This window comes from Bradyrhizobium nitroreducens (assembly GCF_002776695.1).
GTDB classification, from domain to species: Bacteria; Pseudomonadota; Alphaproteobacteria; order Rhizobiales; family Xanthobacteraceae; genus Bradyrhizobium; species Bradyrhizobium nitroreducens.
Map to the genome: position 1 here is coordinate 1,882,653 of NZ_LFJC01000003.1, position 22,077 is coordinate 1,904,729.

Annotated in this window: 22 protein-coding genes; 16 read left to right on the forward strand and 6 right to left on the reverse strand. The window is 64.5% G+C overall.

Annotation, left to right across the window (positions count from 1 at the left end):
* Positions 1 to 410: 410 nt before the first annotated feature.
* From urtA to TSA1_RS09450, 14 genes are all read left to right on the forward strand, one after another.
* Complete coding sequence (gene urtA / locus TSA1_RS09385; protein WP_100176103.1) at positions 411 to 1,733, forward strand: urea ABC transporter substrate-binding protein; 1,323 nt, start codon at positions 411 to 413, stop codon at positions 1,731 to 1,733.
* An 84-nt stretch (positions 1,734 to 1,817) separates the two neighbouring features.
* Positions 1,818 to 3,425, forward strand: coding sequence for an urea ABC transporter permease subunit UrtB (gene urtB, locus TSA1_RS09390; protein ID WP_100176104.1), 1,608 nt, complete (start codon positions 1,818 to 1,820; stop codon positions 3,423 to 3,425).
* A complete protein-coding gene (urtC, locus tag TSA1_RS09395) occupies positions 3,422 to 4,588 on the forward strand; it encodes an urea ABC transporter permease subunit UrtC (RefSeq protein ID WP_100176105.1) in 1,167 nt (388 codons plus the stop codon). Before urtB ends, urtC begins: the two co-directional genes overlap by 4 nt.
* A 6-nt stretch (positions 4,589 to 4,594) precedes the next feature.
* Positions 4,595 to 5,356 carry an urea ABC transporter ATP-binding protein UrtD gene (urtD, locus tag TSA1_RS09400; RefSeq protein WP_097659970.1) on the forward strand — a complete coding sequence of 254 codons (762 nt, stop codon included), beginning with the start codon at positions 4,595 to 4,597 and terminating at the stop codon, positions 5,354 to 5,356.
* A 3-nt stretch (positions 5,357 to 5,359) separates the two neighbouring features.
* Positions 5,360 to 6,055 (forward strand): urea ABC transporter ATP-binding subunit UrtE, encoded by a 696-nt coding sequence (urtE, locus tag TSA1_RS09405; RefSeq protein WP_094892819.1) that lies wholly within the window; start codon positions 5,360 to 5,362, stop codon positions 6,053 to 6,055.
* Positions 6,056 to 6,086: 31 nt separating this feature from the next.
* Entirely contained in the window at positions 6,087 to 6,917 is an 831-nt protein-coding gene (locus tag TSA1_RS09410; RefSeq protein ID WP_100176106.1) for an urease accessory protein UreD, read from the forward strand.
* Between the two features lie 37 nt (positions 6,918 to 6,954).
* Positions 6,955 to 7,257 carry an urease subunit gamma gene (locus TSA1_RS09415; RefSeq protein WP_007605424.1) on the forward strand — a complete coding sequence of 101 codons (303 nt, stop codon included), beginning with the start codon at positions 6,955 to 6,957 and terminating at the stop codon, positions 7,255 to 7,257.
* 112 nt (positions 7,258 to 7,369) lie between these two features.
* Positions 7,370 to 7,675 carry an urease subunit beta gene (locus TSA1_RS09420; protein ID WP_100176107.1) on the forward strand — a complete coding sequence of 102 codons (306 nt, stop codon included), beginning with the start codon at positions 7,370 to 7,372 and terminating at the stop codon, positions 7,673 to 7,675.
* A 49-nt stretch (positions 7,676 to 7,724) separates the two neighbouring features.
* On the forward strand, positions 7,725 to 9,440 hold the full coding sequence (gene ureC / locus TSA1_RS09425; protein WP_100176108.1) for an urease subunit alpha: 1,716 nt from the start codon (positions 7,725 to 7,727) through the stop codon (positions 9,438 to 9,440).
* Positions 9,441 to 9,570: 130 nt separating this feature from the next.
* Positions 9,571 to 9,870 carry a putative quinol monooxygenase gene (locus TSA1_RS09430; protein ID WP_035998129.1) on the forward strand — a complete coding sequence of 100 codons (300 nt, stop codon included), beginning with the start codon at positions 9,571 to 9,573 and terminating at the stop codon, positions 9,868 to 9,870.
* A gap of 12 nt (positions 9,871 to 9,882) precedes the next feature.
* Positions 9,883 to 10,527 (forward strand): urease accessory protein UreE, encoded by a 645-nt coding sequence (locus TSA1_RS09435; RefSeq protein ID WP_100176109.1) that lies wholly within the window; start codon positions 9,883 to 9,885, stop codon positions 10,525 to 10,527.
* Positions 10,508 to 11,236: an urease accessory protein UreF gene (locus tag TSA1_RS09440; protein ID WP_100176110.1), complete on the forward strand. Its 729-nt coding sequence runs from the start codon at positions 10,508 to 10,510 to the stop codon at positions 11,234 to 11,236. The genes TSA1_RS09435 and TSA1_RS09440 overlap by 20 nt, the downstream gene beginning before the upstream one ends.
* A 41-nt stretch (positions 11,237 to 11,277) precedes the next feature.
* Positions 11,278 to 11,901 carry an urease accessory protein UreG gene (ureG, locus tag TSA1_RS09445; protein ID WP_100176111.1) on the forward strand — a complete coding sequence of 208 codons (624 nt, stop codon included), beginning with the start codon at positions 11,278 to 11,280 and terminating at the stop codon, positions 11,899 to 11,901.
* Between the two features lie 295 nt (positions 11,902 to 12,196).
* Positions 12,197 to 13,855, forward strand: coding sequence for a CHASE domain-containing protein (locus tag TSA1_RS09450; protein WP_100176112.1), 1,659 nt, complete (start codon positions 12,197 to 12,199; stop codon positions 13,853 to 13,855).
* Here the strand turns inward: TSA1_RS09450 and TSA1_RS09455 are convergent, their stop codons facing one another.
* The 5 genes from TSA1_RS09455 to TSA1_RS09475 form a co-directional block, all read right to left on the reverse strand.
* Positions 13,856 to 14,470, reverse strand: coding sequence for a TetR/AcrR family transcriptional regulator (locus TSA1_RS09455; protein WP_174718834.1), 615 nt, complete (start codon positions 14,468 to 14,470; stop codon positions 13,856 to 13,858).
* Between the two features lie 79 nt (positions 14,471 to 14,549).
* Positions 14,550 to 15,692: an OpgC domain-containing protein gene (locus TSA1_RS09460; RefSeq protein WP_100176114.1), complete on the reverse strand. Its 1,143-nt coding sequence runs from the start codon at positions 15,690 to 15,692 to the stop codon at positions 14,550 to 14,552.
* 181 nt (positions 15,693 to 15,873) lie between these two features.
* A complete protein-coding gene (locus TSA1_RS09465; RefSeq protein ID WP_100176115.1) occupies positions 15,874 to 16,329 on the reverse strand; it encodes a hypothetical protein in 456 nt (151 codons plus the stop codon).
* Positions 16,330 to 16,420: 91 nt separating this feature from the next.
* Positions 16,421 to 16,792 carry an ElaB/YgaM/YqjD family protein gene (locus TSA1_RS09470; protein ID WP_100181052.1) on the reverse strand — a complete coding sequence of 124 codons (372 nt, stop codon included), beginning with the start codon at positions 16,790 to 16,792 and terminating at the stop codon, positions 16,421 to 16,423.
* Between the two features lie 78 nt (positions 16,793 to 16,870).
* On the reverse strand, positions 16,871 to 17,983 hold the full coding sequence (locus TSA1_RS09475; RefSeq protein WP_174718835.1) for an AI-2E family transporter: 1,113 nt from the start codon (positions 17,981 to 17,983) through the stop codon (positions 16,871 to 16,873).
* A gap of 208 nt (positions 17,984 to 18,191) precedes the next feature.
* Here TSA1_RS09475 and TSA1_RS09480 point away from each other — a divergent pair, with 208 nt between their 5' ends.
* Both TSA1_RS09480 and TSA1_RS09485 read left to right on the forward strand, forming a co-directional pair.
* Positions 18,192 to 18,968, forward strand: coding sequence for a L,D-transpeptidase (locus TSA1_RS09480; protein ID WP_100176117.1), 777 nt, complete (start codon positions 18,192 to 18,194; stop codon positions 18,966 to 18,968).
* A gap of 20 nt (positions 18,969 to 18,988) precedes the next feature.
* Positions 18,989 to 19,639 (forward strand): DUF2865 domain-containing protein, encoded by a 651-nt coding sequence (locus tag TSA1_RS09485; protein WP_100176118.1) that lies wholly within the window; start codon positions 18,989 to 18,991, stop codon positions 19,637 to 19,639.
* A gap of 244 nt (positions 19,640 to 19,883) precedes the next feature.
* Here TSA1_RS09485 and TSA1_RS09490 read toward each other — a convergent pair whose 3' ends face one another.
* Positions 19,884 to 21,977 carry a methyl-accepting chemotaxis protein gene (locus TSA1_RS09490; RefSeq protein ID WP_100176119.1) on the reverse strand — a complete coding sequence of 698 codons (2,094 nt, stop codon included), beginning with the start codon at positions 21,975 to 21,977 and terminating at the stop codon, positions 19,884 to 19,886.
* Positions 21,978 to 22,077: the final 100 nt, after the last annotated feature.

Below are 22,077 nucleotides of genomic sequence, written 5' to 3' on the forward strand. Positions count from 1 at the left end.
TATGGGGCAAGCCAGACGCCCGTAGAGGGCTTAAGAACACGCGGCTCGCAACGACCCCTTGATTCGCAAGAAGTCTCGGCTGTTCATATGGAACATTGAGGGGGCGCTTTCAAGGCAGCACGGCCCTAAACGGCGATTGCAGTGCAGAAATAGTTATGCCGGAAATTTAGCCAGAATAGGCAATTTGCTCAAAAAATAGACCGCATGCCGCTTTGGCATACATTTGAATTGCCTGAGATTTAGGCTGTGCGTCCATTTCGAAACTTTGTTTTCGGGTAATTCTTCCAGCAAAATCAAAGAGTTGATGGGTGCTCAGTCCATGGCACAGTTCTTGCGAATCCGTTAATCGCAGGCGGCCGTGGGGCCGTTTCGCAGCGTTTTAACGTCTGCGTCAGGGAGATGAGAAACTCATGCTTAGCAAATCTACTCACGATATAGCGGCGTCATTTAGCCGCCGCGGCGTGCTCGCCGCGACCGCCGGATTGATGCTCGGTCTGGCTTCATTGACCGGCGCGAAGGCCGCCGATGACACCATCAAGGTCGGCGTGCTGCACTCCCTCTCCGGCACCATGGCCATCAGCGAAACCACGCTGAAGGACACCATCCTCTTCCTGATCGACGAGCAGAACAAGAAGGGCGGCGTGAACGGCAAGAAGCTCGAAGCCGTCGTCGTCGATCCCGCCTCGAACTGGCCGCTGTTCGCCGAAAAGGCGCGTGAGCTGATCACCAAGGACAAGGTCTCGGTCGTGTTCGGCTGCTGGACCTCTGTGTCGCGCAAATCGGTGCTGCCGGTGTTCAAGGAGCTGAACAGCATCCTGTTCTATCCCGTGCAGTACGAGGGTGAGGAGAGCGAGCGCAACGTGTTCTACACGGGTGCTGCGCCGAACCAGCAGGCGATCCCCGCCGTCGACTATCTGATGAAGGAAGAGAAGGTGAAGCGCTGGGTGCTCGCCGGCACCGACTACGTCTATCCGCGCACCACCAACAAGATCCTGGAAGCCTATCTGAAGTCGAAGGGTGTCGCCCAGGAAGACATCATGATCAACTACACGCCGTTCGGTCACTCCGACTGGCAGACGATCGTGGCCGACATCAAGAAGTTCGGCTCGGCCGGCAAGAAGACTGCGGTGGTCTCGACCATCAATGGCGACGCCAACGTTCCCTTCTACAAGGAGCTCGGCAACCAGGGCATCAAGGCGAAGGACACCCCGGTGGTGGCGTTCTCGGTCGGCGAAGAAGAGCTCGCCGGCATCGACACCAAGCCGCTGGTCGGCCATCTCGCCGCCTGGAACTACTTCGAGTCGATCAAGAACCCGGCGAACGAGAAGTTCATCAAGGACTGGCAGGCCTACACCAAGAACCCGAAGCGCGTGACCAACGACCCCATGGAAGCGCACGTGATCGGCTTCAACATGTGGGTGAAGGCCGTCGAGAAGGTGAAGTCGACCGATGCGGACAAGGTGATCGACGCGCTTCCCGGCATCGAGGCGCCGAACTTGACCGGCGGCGTGTCGAAGATGCTGCCGAACCACCATATCACCAAGCCGGTGTTCATCGGCGAGATCAAGGGCAACGGCCAGTTCGATGTGGTCTGGAAGACCCCGAGCCTCGTTCCGGGCGACGCCTGGTCGAAGGAGCTCGACGGCTCCAAGGACCTGATCGGCGACTGGGTCGGCAAGAAGTGCGGCAACTTCAACACCAAGACCAACAAGTGCCTCGGTTCGGGCTCCTGATCCGGATCTGACGCTCCATTGCGAGATCGGAGAAGGCGGCGATCCCGCCGCCTTCTCCACCCATTTCTGCCGGGGTCTTTCACAGTGCCAGCCCATTTGTCCGCGCGTCTCCGCGCATTTGCGCTCTCGTTACTGCTGATCGCGTTCGCGCTGCCGGCCTTTGCCGGTCCGTTCGAGGACGGGGTCGCCAAGTTCGCCAATGACGATTTCTCCGACACGGAAGAGGCGATCGGCGTGGTCGCGAGCAGCGGCAACAAGCTGGCCTTTCCCATCATCAGCGCGCTTCAGGACGGCCGCCTCATGGCCGATCCTGACAGCAAGAAGGTTTACGTTACCGGTACCGACGGCAAGTCGATCGATGCCGCGACCGGCGAGCCGGTTGCCAGCGTCCCCGATAGTGCGAGCGCGGTCCGCCTCAACAACCGTCTGCGCCGCAGCGTCGATGCCGCGATCGGCGGCCTGACGCTGCAGTCTCCGGATATCGGGACGCGCCTCCAGGCTGCGCAATCCGTCTTCAAGTCGCACGAGGAGACCGCGCTCGAGGCGGTCGATGGCGCGCTCGCCAAGGAAACCAACAAATCCGTCAAGGCCGCGCTGGGCGATGCGCGTGCGGCCATCCTGCTGTTCAAGTCTGATGCCACCGAAGTCGAGAAGCTCGAGGCAGTCGCCACCCTCAAGGTGCGCGGCGACCAGGAAGCGCTGGCGCTGCTCACGGGCATGGGCGATCAGCCGGCCTCGGTGACCAAGGCGGCGGCCAGTGCCATCAGCTCGATCCAGTCCTCGCTCGCGGTCTGGTCCGGCGTGCAGAATGCCTGGTACGGCCTCTCGCTCGGCTCGGTGCTGCTGCTCGCCGCGATCGGGCTCGCCATCACCTTCGGCGTGATGGGCGTCATCAACATGGCGCATGGCGAGATGGTGATGATCGGGGCCTACACCACCTTCGTGGTGCAGGAGGTGATCCGCACCCGCTATCCCGGCCTGTTCGACTATTCGCTGCTGATCGCCGTGCCGCTCGCCTTCCTCGTCGCCGGCGCCATCGGCGTCCTGATCGAGCGCAGCATCATCCGCTTCCTCTACGGCCGTCCGCTGGAGACGCTGCTGGCGACCTGGGGCCTGTCGCTGGTGCTGCAGCAGGCGGTGCGCACCATGTTCGGCCCGACCAATCGCGAGGTCGGCAATCCCTCCTGGATGAGCGGCGCGTTCGAGCTCGGCCAGATCACCATCACCTATAACCGACTCTGGATCCTTGTCTTCACGCTCGCCGTGTTCGCGATCCTGCTCGCGATGCTGCGCTACACCGCGCTCGGTCTCGAGATGCGCGCGGTGACGCAGAACCGCCGCATGGCGGCCTCGATGGGCATCGCCACCTCGCGCGTCGACGCGCTGACCTTTGGCCTCGGCTCGGGCATTGCCGGCATCGCCGGCGTGGCGCTGTCGCAGATCGATAATGTCAGCCCCAATCTCGGCCAGAGCTACATCATCGACAGCTTCATGGTCGTGGTGTTCGGCGGGGTCGGTAACCTCTGGGGCACGCTGGTCGGCGCCTTCACGCTCGGTATCGCCAACAAGTTCCTGGAGCCGGTTGCGGGCGCCGTGCTCGGCAAGATCGCGATCCTCGTTCTCATCATCCTGTTCATTCAAAAACGCCCGCGCGGATTGTTCGCGCTCAAGGGCCGTGCGGTGGAAGCATGACCCCTCACATGCTGACACGATCGCTGGACCGCAGCGCGACGATCTTCCTTGCCGTCGTCGCGGCCTGCGGCATCCTCATCCCGCTCTCCAACCTGCTGCTGCCCGCGGGCTCGTTCCTGCAGGTGCCGACCTATCTGGTCGCGCTCTGGGGCAAATATGTCTGCTACGCCATCCTGGCGCTCGCGATCGACCTGATCTGGGGCTATTGCGGCATCCTCTCGCTCGGCCACGGCGCCTTCTTCGCGCTCGGCGGCTACGCCATGGGCATGTATCTGATGCGGCAGATCGGCACCCGCGGCGTCTATGGCAACCCGATCCTGCCCGACTTCATGGTGTTCCTGAATTACTCGAAGCTGCCCTGGTACTGGTACGGCTTCGACATGTTCTGGTTCGCCGCGCTGATGGTGCTGGTCGTGCCGGGCCTGCTCGCCTTCTGTTTCGGCTGGCTCGCCTTCCGCTCCCGCGTCACCGGCGTGTACCTCTCGATCATCACGCAGGCGATGACCTATGCGCTGCTGCTCGCCTTCTTCCGCAACGATTTCGGCTTCGGCGGCAACAACGGCCTGACCGACTTCAAGGATATCCTCGGCTTCAACGTGCAGGCTGAAGGAACCCGCGCTGCGCTGTTTGCGCTGAGTTGCCTGGCGCTGATCCTCGGTTTCCTGATCTGCCGCGCGATCGTCTCGTCCAAGCTCGGCAAGGTGCTGATCGCGGTACGCGATGCGGAATCGCGTACGCGCTTCCTCGGCTACCGCGTCGAATCCTACAAGCTGTTCGTGTTCACGGTGTCGGCCTGCATGGCCGGCGTTGCCGGCGCGCTCTACGTGCCGCAGGTCGGCATCATCAATCCAAGCGAATTCGCGCCGGGCAATTCGATCGAAGCGGTGATCTGGGTCGCGGTCGGCGGTCGCGGCACGCTGGTCGGCGCTGCGCTCGGCGCCGTCGTGGTCAACTACGCCAAGACCTTCTTCACCTCGGGCGTGCTGGCGCCGTACTGGCTGTTCATGCTGGGCGCGCTGTTCATCCTGGTGACGCTGTTGCTGCCGAAGGGCATCGTCGGCACCTTCAATGCCTGGTGGGACTCCTCGAAGGAAAAGCGCAATGCGGCCTCTGCGAGTGCCGCCGCCGAAGACGGTGTCACCCAACCGAAGATGGCGGAGTAGGCACACATGAACGTCATGGACAACCGCGCCACCTCCGCGATGCTCTATCTCGACGGCGTGCACGTCTCGTTCGACGGCTTCCACGCCATCAACAATCTGTCACTGACGCTCGAGCCCGGCGAGATGCGCGCCATCATCGGTCCGAACGGTGCCGGCAAGACCACGATGATGGACATCATCACCGGCAAGACCAAGCCGGACGAGGGCACCGTGCTGTTCGACGGCGTCACCGATTTGACGCGGCTGGACGAGACCCGCATTGCCGAGCTCGGCATCGGCCGCAAATTCCAGAAGCCGACCGTGTTCGAGAGCCAGACCGTGCAGGACAATCTGCTGCTGGCGCTCAACGTCGATCACTCGGTCCGTGGCACGCTGTTCTGGCGCGGCAGCAAGGCGGAGTCCGAGCGCATCGACAAGGTGCTGGAGACGATCCGACTCACGGAGGCCCGCAACCGCCTCGCCGGCAGCCTCAGCCACGGCCAGAAGCAGTGGCTCGAGATCGGCATGCTGTTGGCGCAGGATCCGAAGCTGCTGCTGGTCGACGAGCCCGTCGCGGGGATGACCGACGTCGAGACGCATCTCACCGCCGAGCTGCTGAAAGAGATCAACAAGACCCACACCGTCATGGTCGTCGAGCACGACATGACGTTCGTGCGCGAGCTCGGCGTCAAGGTCACCTGCCTGCATGAAGGCACCGTGCTCGCGGAAGGGACCATCGACCAGGTCTCGTCAAACGAGCGGGTCATCGAAGTCTATCTGGGACGCTGAGCCATGCTTGAGGTCAAGGACATCAACCTGTTCTACGGCGCGGCGCAGGCGCTGCGCGGCGTCTCGATTGCGGCCGAGCCGGGCAAGGTCACCTGCGTGCTTGGACGCAACGGCGTCGGCAAGACCTCGCTCCTGCGCGCCATGGTCGGGCAATATCCAATTTCGTCGGGCGCGATCGTGTTCGATGGCAGCGATATCACCGGCCTGAAGCCTTATGAGCGGGCGCGCAAAGGCATCGGCTTCGTGCCGCAGGGCCGCGAGATCTTTCCGCTGCTGACGGTCGAGGAGAACCTCAAGACCGGCTTCGGTCCGCTCAAGCGCCAGGACAAGAACATTCCGGACGACGTGTTCTCGCTGTTTCCGGTGCTGCAATCCATGCTCGGCCGGCGCGGCGGCGATCTCTCCGGCGGCCAGCAGCAGCAGCTCGCGATCGGCCGCGCGCTGGTGATGCGGCCGAAGCTTCTCTTGCTCGACGAGCCGACCGAGGGCATCCAGCCCTCGATCATCAAGGACATCGGCCGCGCCATCTCCTATTTGCGCAACCTCGGCAACATCGCCATCGTGCTGGTCGAACAATATCTCGACTTTGCCTGCGAACTCGGCGACAGTTTTGCCGTGATGGATCGCGGCGCGGTGAAGTTCACCTGCGATCGCGCCAATTTGGACGCGAGCGAGATCAGCCGCCAGATGGCGCTGTAAGCATTCTGCCGCGACCGGCTGGGGGAGGCGGATGCGCAGCGACGTTTCGGTCACGTCAGGGGTTTTCGAGGCGAACCGTGCCCGCGGCGCGGTGCGCTTCGACGTCCATGCGTGTGACGGCGTGACGCGGCGCGGCGTCTTGCATGAATCCGGCTCGTTGCGCGTGCGCTTTCCCTCGCCGGAAGGCGAGGGGTTGTCCGGCGTGTTCGTCAACACGGCCGGCGGCGTCGCGGGAGGGGACAGTTTCGAGATCGACATCGCAGGGGGCGAGCGCTCGCGCCTGACCTTGACGACGGCGGCGGCCGAAAAGGTCTATCGCGCGCCGGGAGCGGCAGCGCAGCTCAATATTTCCTTGAAAATCGCCGCGGGCGCGCATCTCGGCTGGCTGCCGCAGGAGACGATCCTGTTCGATCGCGCCCGGGTCCATCGCCGCTTCGACATCGAGCTCGACGAGACCGCCTCGCTTCTGCTGTGCGAGATCGTGGTGTTCGGCCGCACCGCCATGGGCGAGCGGATGGAGCAGGGGGAATTCGTCGACCGCTGGCGACTGCGGCGGGGTGGCAGGCTGGTGTTCGCCGAGACCGTCAGGCTCGACGGCAATATCGGCGCAAGACTTGGGCGATCGGCGGTGGCGAAGGGCGGCGCGGCGATCGGCACGGCGCTGATCGTTCCCGGCGACGAGGCCCTCGTCGAGCGCATCCGCGAAGCCGCGGACTCGTTCTCCGGCGAGGTGGGAATCTCCGCCTGGAATGGATTTGCAATGGCGCGGTTCTGTGCCCAAGATGCGGCGCGCTTGCGCGCCGACATGATGGCCGTGCTGGCGCGTACCGGTGCCGCGCTGCCGCGACTCTGGTTGAACTGACTGGCTGAATTGACTTGTTGAACGGAAGAGATGCTTCATGAACCTGTCTCCCCGCGAAAAGGACAAGCTTCTGATCTCGATGGCGGCGATCGTGGCCCGCCGCAGGCTGGACCGCGGCGTCAAGCTCAACCATCCCGAGGCGATCGCGATCATCTCCGATTTCATCCTTGAAGGCGCGCGCGACGGCCGAACCGTTGCCGAGCTGATGCAATCCGGCGCGCAGGTCCTGACCCGCGATCAGGTGATGCCTGGTATCCCCGAGATGATCCACGACATCCAGGTCGAGGCGACCTTTCCGGACGGCACCAAGCTCGTCACCGTGCACGAGCCGATCAGGTAGTTTGAATTCGTCATTCCGGGGCGCCCAAAGGGCGAACCCGGAATCCAGAGGTTGTTGATCGAGATTCCGGGTTCTCGCTCCGCGAGCCCCGGAATGACATAGGAAGTCAAACATGATCCCCGGCGAACTCTTCATCCAGGACGGCGAGATCGAGCTCAATGCCGGCCGCAAGACCGTGACGCTGACTGTGGCCAACACCGGCGACCGCCCGATCCAGGTCGGCTCGCACTATCATTTCTTCGAGACCAACCCCGCGCTGAAATTCGACCGCAAGAAATCCCGCGGCATGCGCCTCGACATCGCCGCCGGCACCGCCGTCCGCTTCGAACCCGGCCAGACCCGCGACGTGCAGCTTGTCGCCATGGCGGGGAAGAGGACGATCTACGGTTTTCGTGGCGACGTGATGGGGAAGTTGTGAGCTTCCAGCGCGCGTTCGCCCAGAAATTCAATCGCAAACGGGGCTTGTGATGTCCGTCAAGATAAAGCGTTCCGTCTATGCCGACATGTTCGGCCCGACCACCGGCGACAGGGTGCGGCTGGCCGACACGGACCTCATCATTGAGGTCGAGAAGGATTTCACCACCTATGGTGAGGAGGTGAAGTTCGGCGGCGGCAAGGTGATCCGCGACGGCATGGGGCAGTCGCAGGTCACCAACAAGCAGGGCGCGGCCGACACGGTCATCACCAATGCGCTGATCGTCGACCATTGGGGCATCGTCAAGGCCGACGTCGCCATCAAGGACGGCATGATCTCCGCGATCGGCAAGGCCGGCAATCCCGACATCCAGCCAGGTGTCACCATCATCATCGGCCCCGGCACCGACGTGATCGCTGGCGAAGGCAAGATCCTCACCGCGGGCGGCTTCGACAGCCACATCCATTTCATCTGCCCGCAGCAGATCGAGCACGCGCTGATGTCAGGTGTCACCTCGATGCTCGGCGGCGGCACCGGTCCCTCGCACGGCACCTTCGCCACCACCTGCACGCCGGGGCCGTGGCACATGGGGCGGATGATCCAGTCGTTCGACGCCTTCCCGGTCAATCTCGGTATTTCCGGCAAGGGTAACGCCTCGCGGCCCGCAGCCCTGGTCGAGATGATCAAGGCCGGCGCCTGCGCGCTGAAGCTGCACGAGGACTGGGGCACGACGCCGGCGGCGATTGACAACTGTCTGTCGGTCGCCGACGCTCACGACATCCAGGTGATGATCCACACCGACACGCTGAACGAATCCGGCTTCGTCGAGGATACGATCAAAGCGTTCAAGGGCCGCACCATCCACGCCTTCCACACCGAAGGCGCCGGCGGCGGTCACGCGCCTGACATCATCAAGGTCGCCGGCCTGAAGAACGTGCTGCCGTCCTCGACCAATCCGACGCGGCCCTTCACGCGCAACACCATCGACGAGCATCTGGACATGCTGATGGTGTGCCATCACCTCGATCCCTCGATCGCGGAAGATTTGGCGTTCGCCGAGAGCCGCATCCGCAAGGAGACCATCGCGGCCGAAGACATCCTGCACGATCTCGGCGCGCTCTCGATGATGTCGTCAGATTCTCAGGCGATGGGTCGCCTCGGCGAGGTCATCATCCGGACCTGGCAGACCGCGGACAAGATGAAGAAGCAGCGCGGCTCGCTGCCGCAGGACAAGGGCAAGGACAACGACAATTTCCGCGTGAAGCGCTACATCGCCAAATACACGATCAACCCCGCGATCGCGCACGGCGTGTCGAAGCTGATCGGCTCGGTCGAGAAGGGCAAGCTCGCCGATCTCGTGCTGTGGTCGCCGGCCTTCTTCGGCGTCAAGCCGGACTGCATCGTCAAGGGCGGCACCATCGTCGCGGCGCCCATGGGCGATCCCAATGCCTCGATCCCGACGCCGCAGCCGGTGCACTACCAGCCGATGTTCGGTGCCTTCGGCAAGGCGCGCACGGCATCGTCCGTGGTGTTCACCTCCAAGGCGGCGATCACCGGCGGCCTGGCGCGAAAGCTCGGCATCGAGAAGAAGCTCTATGCGGTCCAGAACACCCGTAGCAAGATCTCCAAGAAGAGCATGATCCACAACGACGCCACGCCCAATATCGAGGTCGATCCGGAGACCTACGAGGTGCGCGCCGATGGTGAGCTGCTGACCTGCGCCCCCGCCGAGGTGCTGCCCATGGCGCAGCGATATTTCATGTACTGAAATAGCGCCTCAACGCATGTCCCCGGCGGGTATCCGGGAACGGCTTTTTGCGGTTTTGCGTTCGATGCCGGCTGGTCTAATGTCCCGCCCGGTATTGACCCCCTCAGAAGAAAAGCCGGGAGGATTTCTCGTGATCTACGTCGTTGCCACCCTGACCATCAAGCCCGAGACGCGCGCCGAATTCATTGCAGCCGCCACCGCCTGCATCAAGGAGACGCGGAAGGAGCCCGGCAATATCGCCTATGACCTGCATGAGAGCGTCACCGATCCCGCCAAGATGGTGTTCGTCGAGCAGTGGGAGAACATGGAGGCGCTGGGGCCACATCGCGCCGCCGAGCACATGAAGACCTTCGGCCGGGTCGCGGTGAAGTGTTTCACGGCGCCGCCGAAGATCGAATACATCACGCCCGAGAAGGTCGAGACACGGTAACGAGGTAGAAGCATGATCCGGGCGACGCAGGTCAGGGGACAACACCGTTTCACGGAAGCGCCGGTGGATACGGTCGTGCTCGATTTCGACGATCGGCACCGCCGCCGCATGGCGATGACGGGCACGCGGGGTCTCGAATTCCTGCTCGACCTGGAGAATGCCGTCGCGCTGCGCGGCGGCGATGCGCTGGTGCTGGAGGACGGCCGGCTGGTCGAGGTGGTCGCGGCGCCCGAGCCGCTGCTGGAAATCCGCGGCCGTGATCCGCACCACCTCGTCCGCGTCGGCTGGCATCTCGGCAACCGCCATCTGCCGACGCAGATCATGGCCAAGGCCCTGCGCATTCGCCGCGACCACGTCATCGAGGCCATGGTGAAGGGCCTCGGCGCGCGCGTGATCGAGATCGAGGCGCCGTTCGATCCCGAAGGCGGTGCCTATGCCGATGCCGGCCATGGACAAGGTCACGACGACCATGTCCAGCACGATCACGGGCATCATCATGATCATGGTCACGATCACCATGATCATGATCACCACGGCCACGATCATCACCACCATGACCATGCCTCGCACGGCCATGGGCACGATCATCACCACGACGAGCATTGCGACCATCCCGACCATCACCACGGCCACAAGCATGCTCATGACCACAAATGAGCCGGTCGGCGCCGGTGACCTCGACAAGGGCGAGGCGGCGGCGCTGTACCGGCTGATGACCTGGCTGTCGCCGGCATTCCCGGTCGGCGGCTTCTCCTATTCCAGCGGCATCGAATGGGCGGTCGAGGCGGGCGACATCGTCGATACGGCAACGCTGGCCGACTGGCTCGACGCCATGCTCAGTGACGGCTCCGGCTTCTGCGATGCGACGTTCCTGGTCCACGCCTATCGCGCCGCGGAGGTGGCCGAGGAGACAGCATTGAGCGATGTCGCCGAGCTCGCCGCCGCGTTCGTGCCGTCGCGTGAGCGGCAGCTGGAGACGACCTCGCAGGGCCGCGCCTTCATCGACATCGCCCGCGCCGCGTGGGACGCCGACGGACTGGACGCCATGGTTTCGGCATGCCGCGCGCCACTGGTCTATCCGGTCGCGGTCGGTGTGGTCGCGGCCATGCACGGCGTGCCGCTGGCGCCGACGCTGCACGCCTTCCTGCATGCGCTGGTCTCCAACTGGATTTCCGCAGCCAGCCGCCTCATTCCGCTGGGTCAGACCGACAGCCAGCGCGTGCTTGTGAGGCTGGAGGCCGCTGTGGCCGCCACCGCCGACCGTGCGCTGCATGCGACATTGGACGATCTCGGCAGTGCGACCTTCCGCGCCGATCTCGCCAGTCTACGGCACGAGACGCAATATACGCGGCTGTTCCGCTCGTGAGAGCGAAGCAGCCTTTCACCCATCGAGAGAGAGCGAATTACATGTCGAAATCCCACGGCCCCTTGCGTGTCGGCGTCGGCGGCCCGGTCGGATCGGGCAAGACCGCGCTGATGGACCTGCTCTGCAAGACCATGCGCGAACGCTATGATATCGCCGCGATCACCAACGACATCTACACCAAATGGGATGCGGAATTCCTGGTGCGGTCGGGCTCGCTGACGCCGGACCGCATTGCCGGCGTCGAGACCGGCGGCTGTCCGCACACCGCCATCCGCGAGGATGCCTCGATGAACCTCGCCGCGGTCGCGGACATGCGCGCCAAATTTCCTGGGCTCGATCTCGTGCTGATCGAGTCCGGCGGCGACAATCTCGCTGCCACTTTTTCCCCGGAGCTGGCCGACCTCACCATCTATGTGATCGACGTGGCCGCCGGCGACAAGATCCCGTCCAAGGGCGGTCCCGGCATCACCCGGTCCGATCTTCTGGTCATCAACAAGATTGACCTCGCGCCCCATGTCGGCGCCTCCCTGGAGAAGATGGACACGGACGCCCGGCGCATGCGCGGCGAGCGTCCTTTCGTCATGACCAACCTGAAGAAGAGCGAGGGGCTCGAGCGCATCGTCGGCTTCATCGAGGCCAAGGGCGGCTTGAAACGGGCGGGTTGACGACGCGACGAACTGGCGCATGCGTTTTTCGCCGTTAACCTTGGGGTCCGGGCCGCGACGACGGAACAAATTTCGGACACGGCGATTGATTACCTCCGGTGCCCGGGCAAATCATCCCGGCCAGACCATCGGCCGGTCGGATTAAGCTTTTCAGGCGACCCAAGTTGCGTACTGATGCCTCCTCCTCCATTATCTCTGCCACTGGGGTCCACCTTGTTTCGGCACATGGCCGTTCGAGCGGCGTTCATATGCTCCCTGTTTATTGCCGACCTCCTGCCTTCGCCTGAGTAGTCGCGTGGTCCGGCTGGGTTTCATCATCGGTTTCATCGCTCTGCTCGGGGCCTTGCTCTCCGGGCTTGCGGCCTATCGCGTCCACGACCAGGAGCTGGCACTGGACCGGATCGCGCTCGCGCGTGCGATCGACGTTCACGCCAGCCTGGTCCAGGATCGGCTCACCGAACGCGAACTGCTCGCCCGTGTCGCCTCAGGCCTGTTCCGCGCGCCATCCGTGATCAAGCCGAACATGCTGGAGCCGCTGCGCTCGGCCATCTACGCGTTCAAGACGGATTTCGTGGTGGCCGGCTGGATCGCCCGGCTGAAGCCGAACGAGCTGACCGCGGCGCAGGCTGCCATCGGGGGCGCCGGCTTCCCGAACCCGAAGATCCGCAGCTTTGACGACAAGCCGATCAATCCGGTGGAGATCACCGAGCCGATCGACGTGCTGTTGGATCTCGAGCCGCGCAGCGACGAGACCAAGGCTCTGCCGGGACGAAGTTACGACCAGGACCCGGTTCGCAGCGCCATGCTGACGCGCGCCCGAGTCGAGAAGAGATCGGTTGCCTCGGACCCGATTCCGCTGTTGCGCGGGAACGGGCCCATCGGCGTCATCGTGGCTGCGCCCGTCATTCCCGAGGGGGCAACCGAGCCGGCCGGGTTCGTCACGTTTTCCTACGAGCTCGCTTCGCTGATGTTGACCAATGACGACATGTCGCTGTTCTCGGTCGCGCTCAGGGATCCACGCAAGGAAGGCGGCGAGCTGATCGCCAACGACCAGGGCGTGGTCTCGACGCGCAGCGTGGCGGCGGACGGGCCGGCGCCATCGGCGACGCGCACGGTGAGCTTCGGTGCGCGAGATTGGCAGCTCGGCTACTACGCCAAGACCAACTCGGTGCGCCGTGCGGAACAGACCGCGATCATCGTTGCGGCGATCGGCCTTGCGATCACGGCGATGGTGTGCGGCCTGTTCGGCTATGTCGCGTACAACAATCTGCGGCTCAGCCGGGAAATCCAGGTCCGAATCGGCTTCGAGCGCCGCTTGACCGCCGTGATCGACGAGCTCAACCACCGGGTCAAGAACATCCTTGCGGTGATCCAGTCGATCGTGACGCGCACCTTGCGCCACGGCTCGGACATCGACGTCGCCCGCGAGCTCCTGATCGGGCGCATCCACGCGATGTCCAACGTGGTCTCGCTGCTCAGCGAGAGCCAGTGGCAGGGCGTCAAGTTGAAAGGCCTGTTCGAGGCGCGGGCCATCCCGCATGCCGACCGCATCGCCGTCACCGGGCCCGATATCGCGGTCAGTGCACGCGCCGCGCAGAGCCTCTCGCTGCTGTTTTTCGAGCTCGCCTCGCATTCCGATGAGGGACTGTCGCTGGTCGGAAAGCATCCGCACATCACCGCCAGCTGGACGGTGACGGGCCGGGAGCCCGACGAGGTCTTTCAGTTTCGCTGGGAGGAGTTCAACACCAGCGAGGCGACGCGCCGCCCCGATTCCGATTTCGGCCTGATTCTGCTCGACCGTGTCGCGCCTGAGGCGTTAGGGGGCACCGCCAAGCGCTATTTCACCGACGTCTCCTACGTCTATGAGCTCACGGCACCGATGGAGACTGTGGTCGACATGACCGAACGCGATCGCACGGATAAGATCTCGGCTCCGGTGCGGCCTGCGCGATAGCTATCCCTTCGGCCGCAACACCAGGTCGACCAGGTTGCGGGCGTAGCCAGGCGTGATCGGCGCGATGCCGAAGACGTAGCGATAGAACAGGCCGCCATAGATCGCGTCGTAGAGATCCTCAGCCGGCCCTTCGGCCAGGATGCTGCCGTCGTTCTGGCCTGCCGCAATCATTCTCACAAGCGCGTCGCGACGGAACTGCAGATAGCGGGCATAGAACAGTTCGGCGGAGCCCGTCTTGGAGATGCATTCGGAGATGACGGCGAGCTGGACCTTGCCGAACTCGCCCTGCAATGCCTCGGCATAGGCCGTGGCGTGGCGGCGGGCGCGTGCCGCGGGGCTGCCGGAGCTTTCCGGCGGCAGCGGCAGCATCTGCGCCGCATGCTGAAGAAAGGCGTCGATCAAGAGCGCCTCGCGCGACGGCCACCATTTGTAGATCGTCATCTTGGAGACGCCGCTGTGGCGAGCGACCGCGTCGATGGTGGTGGCGGCAAGGCCGGTGGACGCCATCAGCGCGTAGGCGCTTTCGAGAATGGCGTTGCTGGTCTCGATCGATCGGGGCCGGCCGCGCCGGGGGGCATTGTCGGCCCCGTCACCCCCGCCATTGGCCGTCACCACGCCCGGTCTCCTCGCGCAACCCGCTCCTGCTCCGGGATAGCGCAGCCGCAGCGGCCGGCCTAGGGAAATCGGTCGTGCGTTAGGCCTGCTGTCGCAAGGCCGCGGGCAGATCCTGCCACTTCGACCAGGCGACGTAGTAGGCCACCGCGGTCATCGCGGCGAAGCCGGTGAGGCTCACCACGATCTGCATCACCACCAGATTGGCGCTGGTGATCAGGATGAGATGGCCGGCGAAAGACAGGAACACGCCGACGCAGAACACCGCGAGCCATTCCTCACCACACCTGATGACCGCCTGGAGCGGCTTCAACCGCAGGCCGGGGTGATCGGCCGGAATGAGATGGGTCGCCAGCAGGGCGAGTGCGAGGAAGTGAACCACGCGGTAGGGCGCGAGGTTTTCCTTGTCGGTCGGCGCGATGCTGTCGAGCAGGAAGTCCGGCAGGTAAGCGGACAATGCCGGCGAATGGCGCAGCAAGGTGACCGCCATCGCGAAGATGAGATAGCTCGCGGCGAGGATCCGCAGCCAACCCATCTCGCGCAGCACGCGCCCCGATGCGCCTGTCACGGCGAACCAGCCCCCGAGCACCATCAGCATCTGCCAGCACAGCGGATTGAAGGTCCATTCCTGGTCCGGGTAGACCCGGAAATTCCAGTCGAACCAGCGCGCGGCCAGATAGAGCGCGACCGACGCCGCCAGGGTCACGTTCGGCCGCCGCAACAGGCCCCACAGCGCGAATGGAAAGAAAGCCATCAGCGGGATCATCAATTGCAGGAGATCGAGATTCAGCGGCTCCTCCTGGAGCACGAGTCCGCGGACGAGGATGCGCAGCGGATGCTCGAGAATCCCCGAAATGTTGTATTCGTGGATGATCTCCGGCGCCATCGATTGCGACGCCACGTAGGCGATGGTGTCGATATAGATCACGAACAGCACGACATAGGCGGCATAAAGCCGCCAGACGCGGCGGAAGATGCGCGTCGCGGCGACGAGATAGCCGCGCTCCAGTGCGATCCGGCCGTGGATGATCGCGACGCCGTAACCCACCACGAACACGAACAGGTCGGCGGCGCCGCTGAAGCCGAAATTGCGCAGCGTCAGCAGGTTGACGACGTTGTTCGGGATGTGGTCGACGAAAACCGACCAATTGGCGATGCCGAGCGTCAAATACAGCCTGGCGTCGTGACGGAATGCGGCAAGATTCGCCTGGACGGACGGTTTCATCGGGAAAAATGACTTTTGGAATCAGGGGCGACGCTTTTAGCGGCAACCGCCTGCCCATCCGAGTAGCGTTTGCGTGAGCGAAGGCCGGGTGCTCAAAGAAAATTGCGCAGAACGGACAAATGATTGCCGCCGTGCGCCCGCGCTCCTCTTGCGACGAAATTTTCTTAACGTCGTCCCGTCCTTATTCGGCCGGTTCGGCCGAGACCTCGTCGGATGCGCCGGCGCGGCTCGCCATGATGCCGAGGGCAACGCCGCCGATCGCCAGGATCGGTAGCAGCCGCTTGACGCCGATGGCACGAACGATCTGGAGCCCGGTGGCGAGCAGCATGGGGTCCGCGAGCATGCTCGAGGCCGCCGACTTCGCGGCACGCTCGGCCGCGATCTGGGCGCGCTTCTGAACCTCGCGCTTGTAGCCCCAATAGGAGCCCGCCGCAGTCAGCGTCAGCAGGAAGAAGATGCCTGCGCCGGCAAGACAGGCTTGCACCGGGCCATATTTCTCCAGGACCGAGATGAAGGCGGCGGCACAAAGGAAACAGGTCGTGACGAACAGCGCGAGGGCCGCGCCTGCAGCGAGCGAGGTCAGCCGCACAGTCGTGCCGGCGGATGCATTGATCCCGTCGATGATGCGCTGAAACATGGCCTCGCTCCTCAAATCCCCACAAGCCAAACCGTCACGGGTCGAGAGCGGCGGCGCGCCGGCGCCGCCACTTCGAGCTACCTCCGCGATCTCACCGGCGCCAGGCGGCGCCGATCAGGAAGCCGATCCCGAGCGCGAGGCCGACGGTCGCGAGCGGCCGTTGCGTGATCGCGTCTTCGAGCGTCTCCTCGATCGATCCGTAAGCCTCTTGGGCCGCATCCATCATGGCGCCGCCCCGCTCCGACACGTCGTCGATCGCGGTATCCATGTTCTCGCGCGCCTGGCGGTAGCCGCGACGGGCCTGCCTGCTCGTGGAATTGGCAAAACTGTTGAGCGCGTCGGTGATCTGGTCGGTGAGGGCGGCGATATCGCTTTTCACGGCTGCTACATCCTTTTCGAGGCGTTCTCTGGTGGCTTTGTCGGTCCAGTCACTCATCCCGGCTTCGGTACTGGTCGCGGACATCGGGAGCTCCAAACTGTTGACGGCTGAGATAGCCGGAAAACGTTTCGTCACCGGGGAAGTTCCGTTTGCGGAAACCGGTCAGGCCTGCGGCAATTGCGGCGAATCCGACGGCAACAGATGCTCCTTGAGGATCAGCGCGACGATCAGCAGCGGAGACGACAGGAACGCGCCCATCGGGCCCCAGAGCCAGGTCCAGAACGCCAGCGCAAGCAGGACTGCGAGTGCATTCAGCGCGAGCCGCCTGCCGATGATCGCCGGGGTGATGAAGTGCCCTTCCAGAAAGGTAAGACCGCCGAAGGCAAGTGCCGCCATCAGGCCGCCGCCGATGGTCGGAAAGGCAACCAACCCTACCACGACCAGCACCGCGAACATCGCGACCGGCCCGATGATCGGGATGAAGTTGAGCGCTGCTGCGAGCGCGCCGAGCCCGGCCGGATTGGGCATCCCGGTGAGCGCGCAGATGAGACCGGTGCCGACACCGACGCCGACGTTGATGAGCGTCACGGTCAGGAGATAATTGCCGAGATGCACCTCGATCTCGTTGAGAATCCGGAGTGTGCGAAGCCGCGCGTCATGATCGCTGAAGATCATGATCATGGCGCGCCGCAGGTCGCGCCAGCTGGCGATGAACAGGATCAGGGTGACGAAGAACAGCAGGAATTCGGTAAAGGTCGGTGACAGGAATTCCAGGGTCGGCTGCACCCACTCGACCTTCGGCATCTGGAAGCTCGGCAACCCTTCCGAGCCGCCGATCATGGCTTGCGTCTCGCGCCACAGCGCAAGCGGCCGGTCGAACACGTGCATCTTGTCCTTGAGTTGCGCGCCGAGCTCCGGCAAGCGCGTGCTCCACTCCATCACCGGGGAGGCGATCAGCGCTACCACGAAAGCGACCACGGTGGTCCCCGCGGCCACGATCAGAGCGGCGCCCAGTCCGCGCGGGACCTTGTACCGCTCCAGAAAGCCCGCCGCCGGCGACAGCATGGTGCCGGTGACGAAGGCCATCACCACGGGCAGGAAGAAAGCCCTGCCAACGTAGAGCACGGTGACGAAGGCAATCAGCAGCAAGCCTGCAAGCGCAAAGGCGACGAACTCCGTGCGGCGGATGACCGGCGGCAGCTCACTGCGGCTGTCGGGAAGCGGATCGCCTTCGCTGTTGCCGGGACTCGGACGTTCACTCGGAAGGACGCGCACAATCTCTCTCCCGCACGGAAGCCTCGTCCGCGCGCCCATTTGACGACCGATAATGCGCCAGAAGCGCGGCGGTTCCATCGCGGCATCGTGAAGCCGGGCTCGCTTGACTGTGACATGGCTGCCGCTCGCTGCACCGGAACTTGGGGCGCCCTCGCGGAGTTCATTGGACAGCGCATCACCCTGATGCACACACTTCACGGGGCAGCACATGACAAAGTTCTCTGCAGTCCGTCGCAGCTTTTCGCCGCGCGTCGTCACCGCATTCGCTCTTGCAACCGCTCTTCTCGCGGTGCCGTTCGGCGGCGCGAGCGCGCAGACGTTCGGCTATGCGCCGATACAGCCACAGGCCTACCCGCCGGACCAGGCGTATTCGCAGGGCGCGGTCAACGAGGCACCGCAGGCGGCCGATGAGGATGCCCAGCTGCCCGATCGCCTGCGCAAGCAAATTGTCGGCTTCGACCGCAGCGAGCCGGCCGGCACCATCGTGATCGACACCAACAACACCTATCTCTACTACGTGCTCGGCAACGGCCGCGCCATCCGCTATGGCGTCGGCGTCGGCCGTGAAGGCTTCACCTGGTCCGGCGTGCAGAGCGTCAGCCGCAAGGCGGAGTGGCCGGACTGGCATCCGCCGGCCGAGATGATTGCGCGCCAGCCTTATCTGCCGCGCTTCGTCGCCGGCGGTCCCGGCAATCCGCTCGGTGCGCGTGCGATGTATCTCGGCTCCAGCGAGTACCGCATCCACGGCACCAACGATCCCTCCACGATCGGCAAGTTCGTCTCCTCCGGTTGCATCCGCATGACCAACGAGGACGTCATCGACCTGTTCGGTCGCGTCAATGTCGGTGCCAAGGTCGTGGTGCTGCCGAAGAACGCTCCGCTGATGGCCAGAGGCGGCGACCCCGTGCGCAAGCGTCCGGCCGTGACGACGCTGCCCTCGGGGCGGCAGGCGCTGAATATTTCGGCGCCATCGGCCGTCAACTAAGTCGGATTGAGTGAGGTCACATGAGCAGACGCCTGATTGGCAAAGTGGCTGGCGGTGCGGCGATCCTGATCGTCGTCTCCGCCGGGCTGGCATTGTCGCCAGCGGCACATGCGGAGGATTTCTTCTCGGCTCTGTTTGGCGGCTTCCGGATGCGGCCGCCGCCGGAGATCCGGGTGCCGTTCCCCAATGACGACATGCCGCGATACGACGCGCCGCGCCAACGGGCCTCCTATGGCGGCGGCACCGCCTATTGCGTGCGTGGCTGCGATGGCCGCTACTTCCCGGCGCAAGGCAATGATGCCGAGAGCAAGGCGCAATCCTGCAAGAGCTTCTGCCCGGCTTCCGAAACCTCGCTGGTCTATGGCGGCGACATCGACGACGCCACCTCGGATAAGGGAAAACCCTATTCCGAAATGCCGAACGCGTATCGCTATCGCAATGAGATCGTCGCGGGCTGCACCTGCAACGGCAAGGATCCGGTCGGGCTCGCTCAGGTCAAGGTCGAGGACGATCCCACCCTGCGCAGGGGTGACATCGTCGCCAGTGCCGACGGCCTCGTGGTCGCCAACCGCAATGCCAACGACCGCCGCGGCGTCGCGATGAATTTCTCGCCGCTGCCGGACTCGGTGCGCGCCAAATTCCGCCAGGTGCCGGTGGTGGCGAAGGAATAGGCGCGCGGGTGTCGGCTGATTTGCCGGCGCTGGCCGCCCCACAAACACCGTCATCCCGGACGAGCGAAACGCAGATCCGGGATCCCAGCGCGAGCGCTTGCGCTCGTCGCGATAGCCACAGGATTGGATTTGGCGAAGACTCGTGGTTGCCGGCTCGTGCCAAACCACTCCCCGGGGTTAGGATCCCCGCGTTCGCGGGGATGACACGGGAGCTTGTGGCGCGAGCCGAAGGCCGCCCCCGGCCTTACGCCGCGCGGATCTTGCCCAGGAAGTCGCTGACCTCGTGGCCGAGCTGGCGGCTCTGGGTCTCCAGCATTTCGGATGCCTGCTTCACATTGTCGGCGGCCGCGGCGGCAGCATCCGCATCGGCTTTGACGCCGGTAATGTTGTCCGACACGTTCTTGGTGCCCTGAGCCGCATATTGGGTGCTGCGGGTGATCTCCTGGGTCGCCGCGCCCTGCTCCTGCACGGCGGCGGCAATCGCGGTCGCAACTTCGTTCACTTCGCCGATGATGCCGCCGATGGTCTGGATCGCGTTGATGGCATCGCCGGCGACCTTCTGGATGTCGGCGATCTGCTCGGAGATTTCCTCGGTCGCCTTCGCCGTCTGGCTAGCCAGCGATTTCACCTCGGAGGCCACCACGGCAAAGCCGCGGCCGGCCTCGCCGGCGCGCGCGGCTTCGATGGTGGCGTTGAGCGCGAGCAGGTTGGTCTGTGCCGCGATGGTGTTGATGAGCCCGACGACCTCGCCGATGCGGCCCGCCGACTTTGCCAGCCCCTGCACGGTGCCGTCGGTCTCGCGCGCCTGCGCGACGGCGCGGCCGGCGATGCCCGCGGCATGGGCTGCCTGCTGGCTGATGTCGTTGATCGAGGCCGAGAGCTCTTCGGCGGCCGCGGCCACGCTGTCGACGCTCATCGAGGCGTCGTTGGAAGCCTTGCCGGCGACCTGCACGCGGTCGTTGGTCTGGCGCGACACGGCGGAGAGGTCACCGGATGTCTTGCGCATCTCGCCGGAGGCATCGCTCAATTCGCCGAGCGTCTTGCGCACGGCGCCCTCGAACTCGCCGACATAGGCTTCGACGGCGCGCTGGCGTGCGATCGCGCCGGCATTGCGCTCGCGCTCCTGCTGTTCGATCCTCAACTTGTCGGTGGCCTGCTGCTTGAAGGTTTCCAGCGCGCCGGCAAGCGCGCCGATCTCGTCCTGCCGATCGAGATAGCCACTGTCGACGGCAAGATCGCCGCCCGCAACTTTCAGCATGGCGTCGCGGATCGTGTTGAGAGGACGGATCACGCGGCGGCTGACCAGCATGATCGCGCCTGCGGCAAGTCCGATGGCGAGCGCAAGCAGCACGAGCTGCACGAGCAGCGCGCGCAATGCGGCGCCGCGCTGCTCCAGCGTATGGACCTTGGCGGCGTCGAGAGCGGCTTCCGCCACCGCGACCGCGCTGGACAGGCGGCCGACGGTGAGCGGGCTCCACTGATTGGCCGTCATCTCGGCCTTCTCGCCCTTGACCAGCGTGTCAGCGAGGCGGTCCCGCAGGGTCAGATATTGCGGCTCGAAATAGGCGGTCTTGGCAGAGGCCAGGGCGGAGGCGAGCGCGGGCGGCAACTGCATTCCCGAAGTCGACAACTCCAGCGCCTTCCACATCGCCGACGTGCCGCCGACATGCTGGGTGTAGTTGTTGCGGGCTTCGGGTGTGATCTTGCCGGCGGCAAGACCGGTCGAGACGATCAGCGAAGCTTCTCCCGCGGTGTTGCGGAGCAGCCAGGCATTCTGCTTGATCGACAGCAGCTGGTCGATCGTGGCGTCCTGGTGGTTGACGGTGGCGGCGAGGGCGTTCGAAAGCTTGTCGAGCGTGTCGAGCAGGCCCTGCGTCGTCTCCATATAGGCCTTCGGCAGGCCGGCGCGACGCTGGTCCTTCGGTTTGACGACGTCCTCCCAGAACTGCTTCTGCTGCTCGCTCGCCGATTTGTAGAGGCGCGCGAACTCCGGCACCAGCGCGACGGATTGCGGAAAGTCCATCGCCGGCAGCAGCTCCAGCGCGTGCGCCATCGCCGGCATCTCGGCGTCGCGGATCGCCCGCAGATATTTCTCGATCTCCGCGTCCATTGGCTCGGTCGAGTTGAGGAGCCGGTTGGTGGTCGAACGGTCGGTGCGCAGATTGTGCATCGCCTTGAACAGGTCCGCGGACGCATCCGTAATCTGGGAGATGCGGGTGGCGGTCCTCAACCGATCCCAGGACTCGTGGGCGGTGAGCGAGAGCGCGATCACCACGCAGGCCGACGTGATTGCGATTACCGCCTTCAGCAACGCGGATACGGTCAGACGATTGAGCATCGAAATCCCCCCAAGTCCCATGTCCAAAATCAGAAGACGCCCGGCAACATCGAGACATTGGGCGCAGCAGGTCGACAATCGCATGCCATTCGGGGTGCAA

Coding starts and splice junctions, on each gene's coding strand:
- ureC (WP_100176108.1), top strand. CDS start 7,725: ATGTCCGTCAAGATAAAGCGTTCCGTCTATGCCGACATGTTCGGCCCG.
- TSA1_RS09465 (WP_100176115.1), bottom strand. CDS start 16,329: ATGTTTCAGCGCATCATCGACGGGATCAATGCATCCGCCGGCACGACT.
- TSA1_RS09460 (WP_100176114.1), bottom strand. CDS start 15,692: ATGAAACCGTCCGTCCAGGCGAATCTTGCCGCATTCCGTCACGACGCC.
- urtA (WP_100176103.1), top strand. CDS start 411: ATGCTTAGCAAATCTACTCACGATATAGCGGCGTCATTTAGCCGCCGC.
- urtD (WP_097659970.1), top strand. CDS start 4,595: ATGAACGTCATGGACAACCGCGCCACCTCCGCGATGCTCTATCTCGAC.
- urtE (WP_094892819.1), top strand. CDS start 5,360: ATGCTTGAGGTCAAGGACATCAACCTGTTCTACGGCGCGGCGCAGGCG.
- TSA1_RS09415 (WP_007605424.1), top strand. CDS start 6,955: ATGAACCTGTCTCCCCGCGAAAAGGACAAGCTTCTGATCTCGATGGCG.
- ureG (WP_100176111.1), top strand. CDS start 11,278: ATGTCGAAATCCCACGGCCCCTTGCGTGTCGGCGTCGGCGGCCCGGTC.
- TSA1_RS09490 (WP_100176119.1), bottom strand. CDS start 21,977: ATGCTCAATCGTCTGACCGTATCCGCGTTGCTGAAGGCGGTAATCGCA.
- TSA1_RS09470 (WP_100181052.1), bottom strand. CDS start 16,792: ATGTCCGCGACCAGTACCGAAGCCGGGATGAGTGACTGGACCGACAAA.
- TSA1_RS09485 (WP_100176118.1), top strand. CDS start 18,989: ATGAGCAGACGCCTGATTGGCAAAGTGGCTGGCGGTGCGGCGATCCTG.
- TSA1_RS09410 (WP_100176106.1), top strand. CDS start 6,087: ATGCGCAGCGACGTTTCGGTCACGTCAGGGGTTTTCGAGGCGAACCGT.
- TSA1_RS09420 (WP_100176107.1), top strand. CDS start 7,370: ATGATCCCCGGCGAACTCTTCATCCAGGACGGCGAGATCGAGCTCAAT.
- TSA1_RS09440 (WP_100176110.1), top strand. CDS start 10,508: ATGCTCATGACCACAAATGAGCCGGTCGGCGCCGGTGACCTCGACAAG.
- TSA1_RS09480 (WP_100176117.1), top strand. CDS start 18,192: ATGACAAAGTTCTCTGCAGTCCGTCGCAGCTTTTCGCCGCGCGTCGTC.
- TSA1_RS09435 (WP_100176109.1), top strand. CDS start 9,883: ATGATCCGGGCGACGCAGGTCAGGGGACAACACCGTTTCACGGAAGCG.
- urtC (WP_100176105.1), top strand. CDS start 3,422: ATGACCCCTCACATGCTGACACGATCGCTGGACCGCAGCGCGACGATC.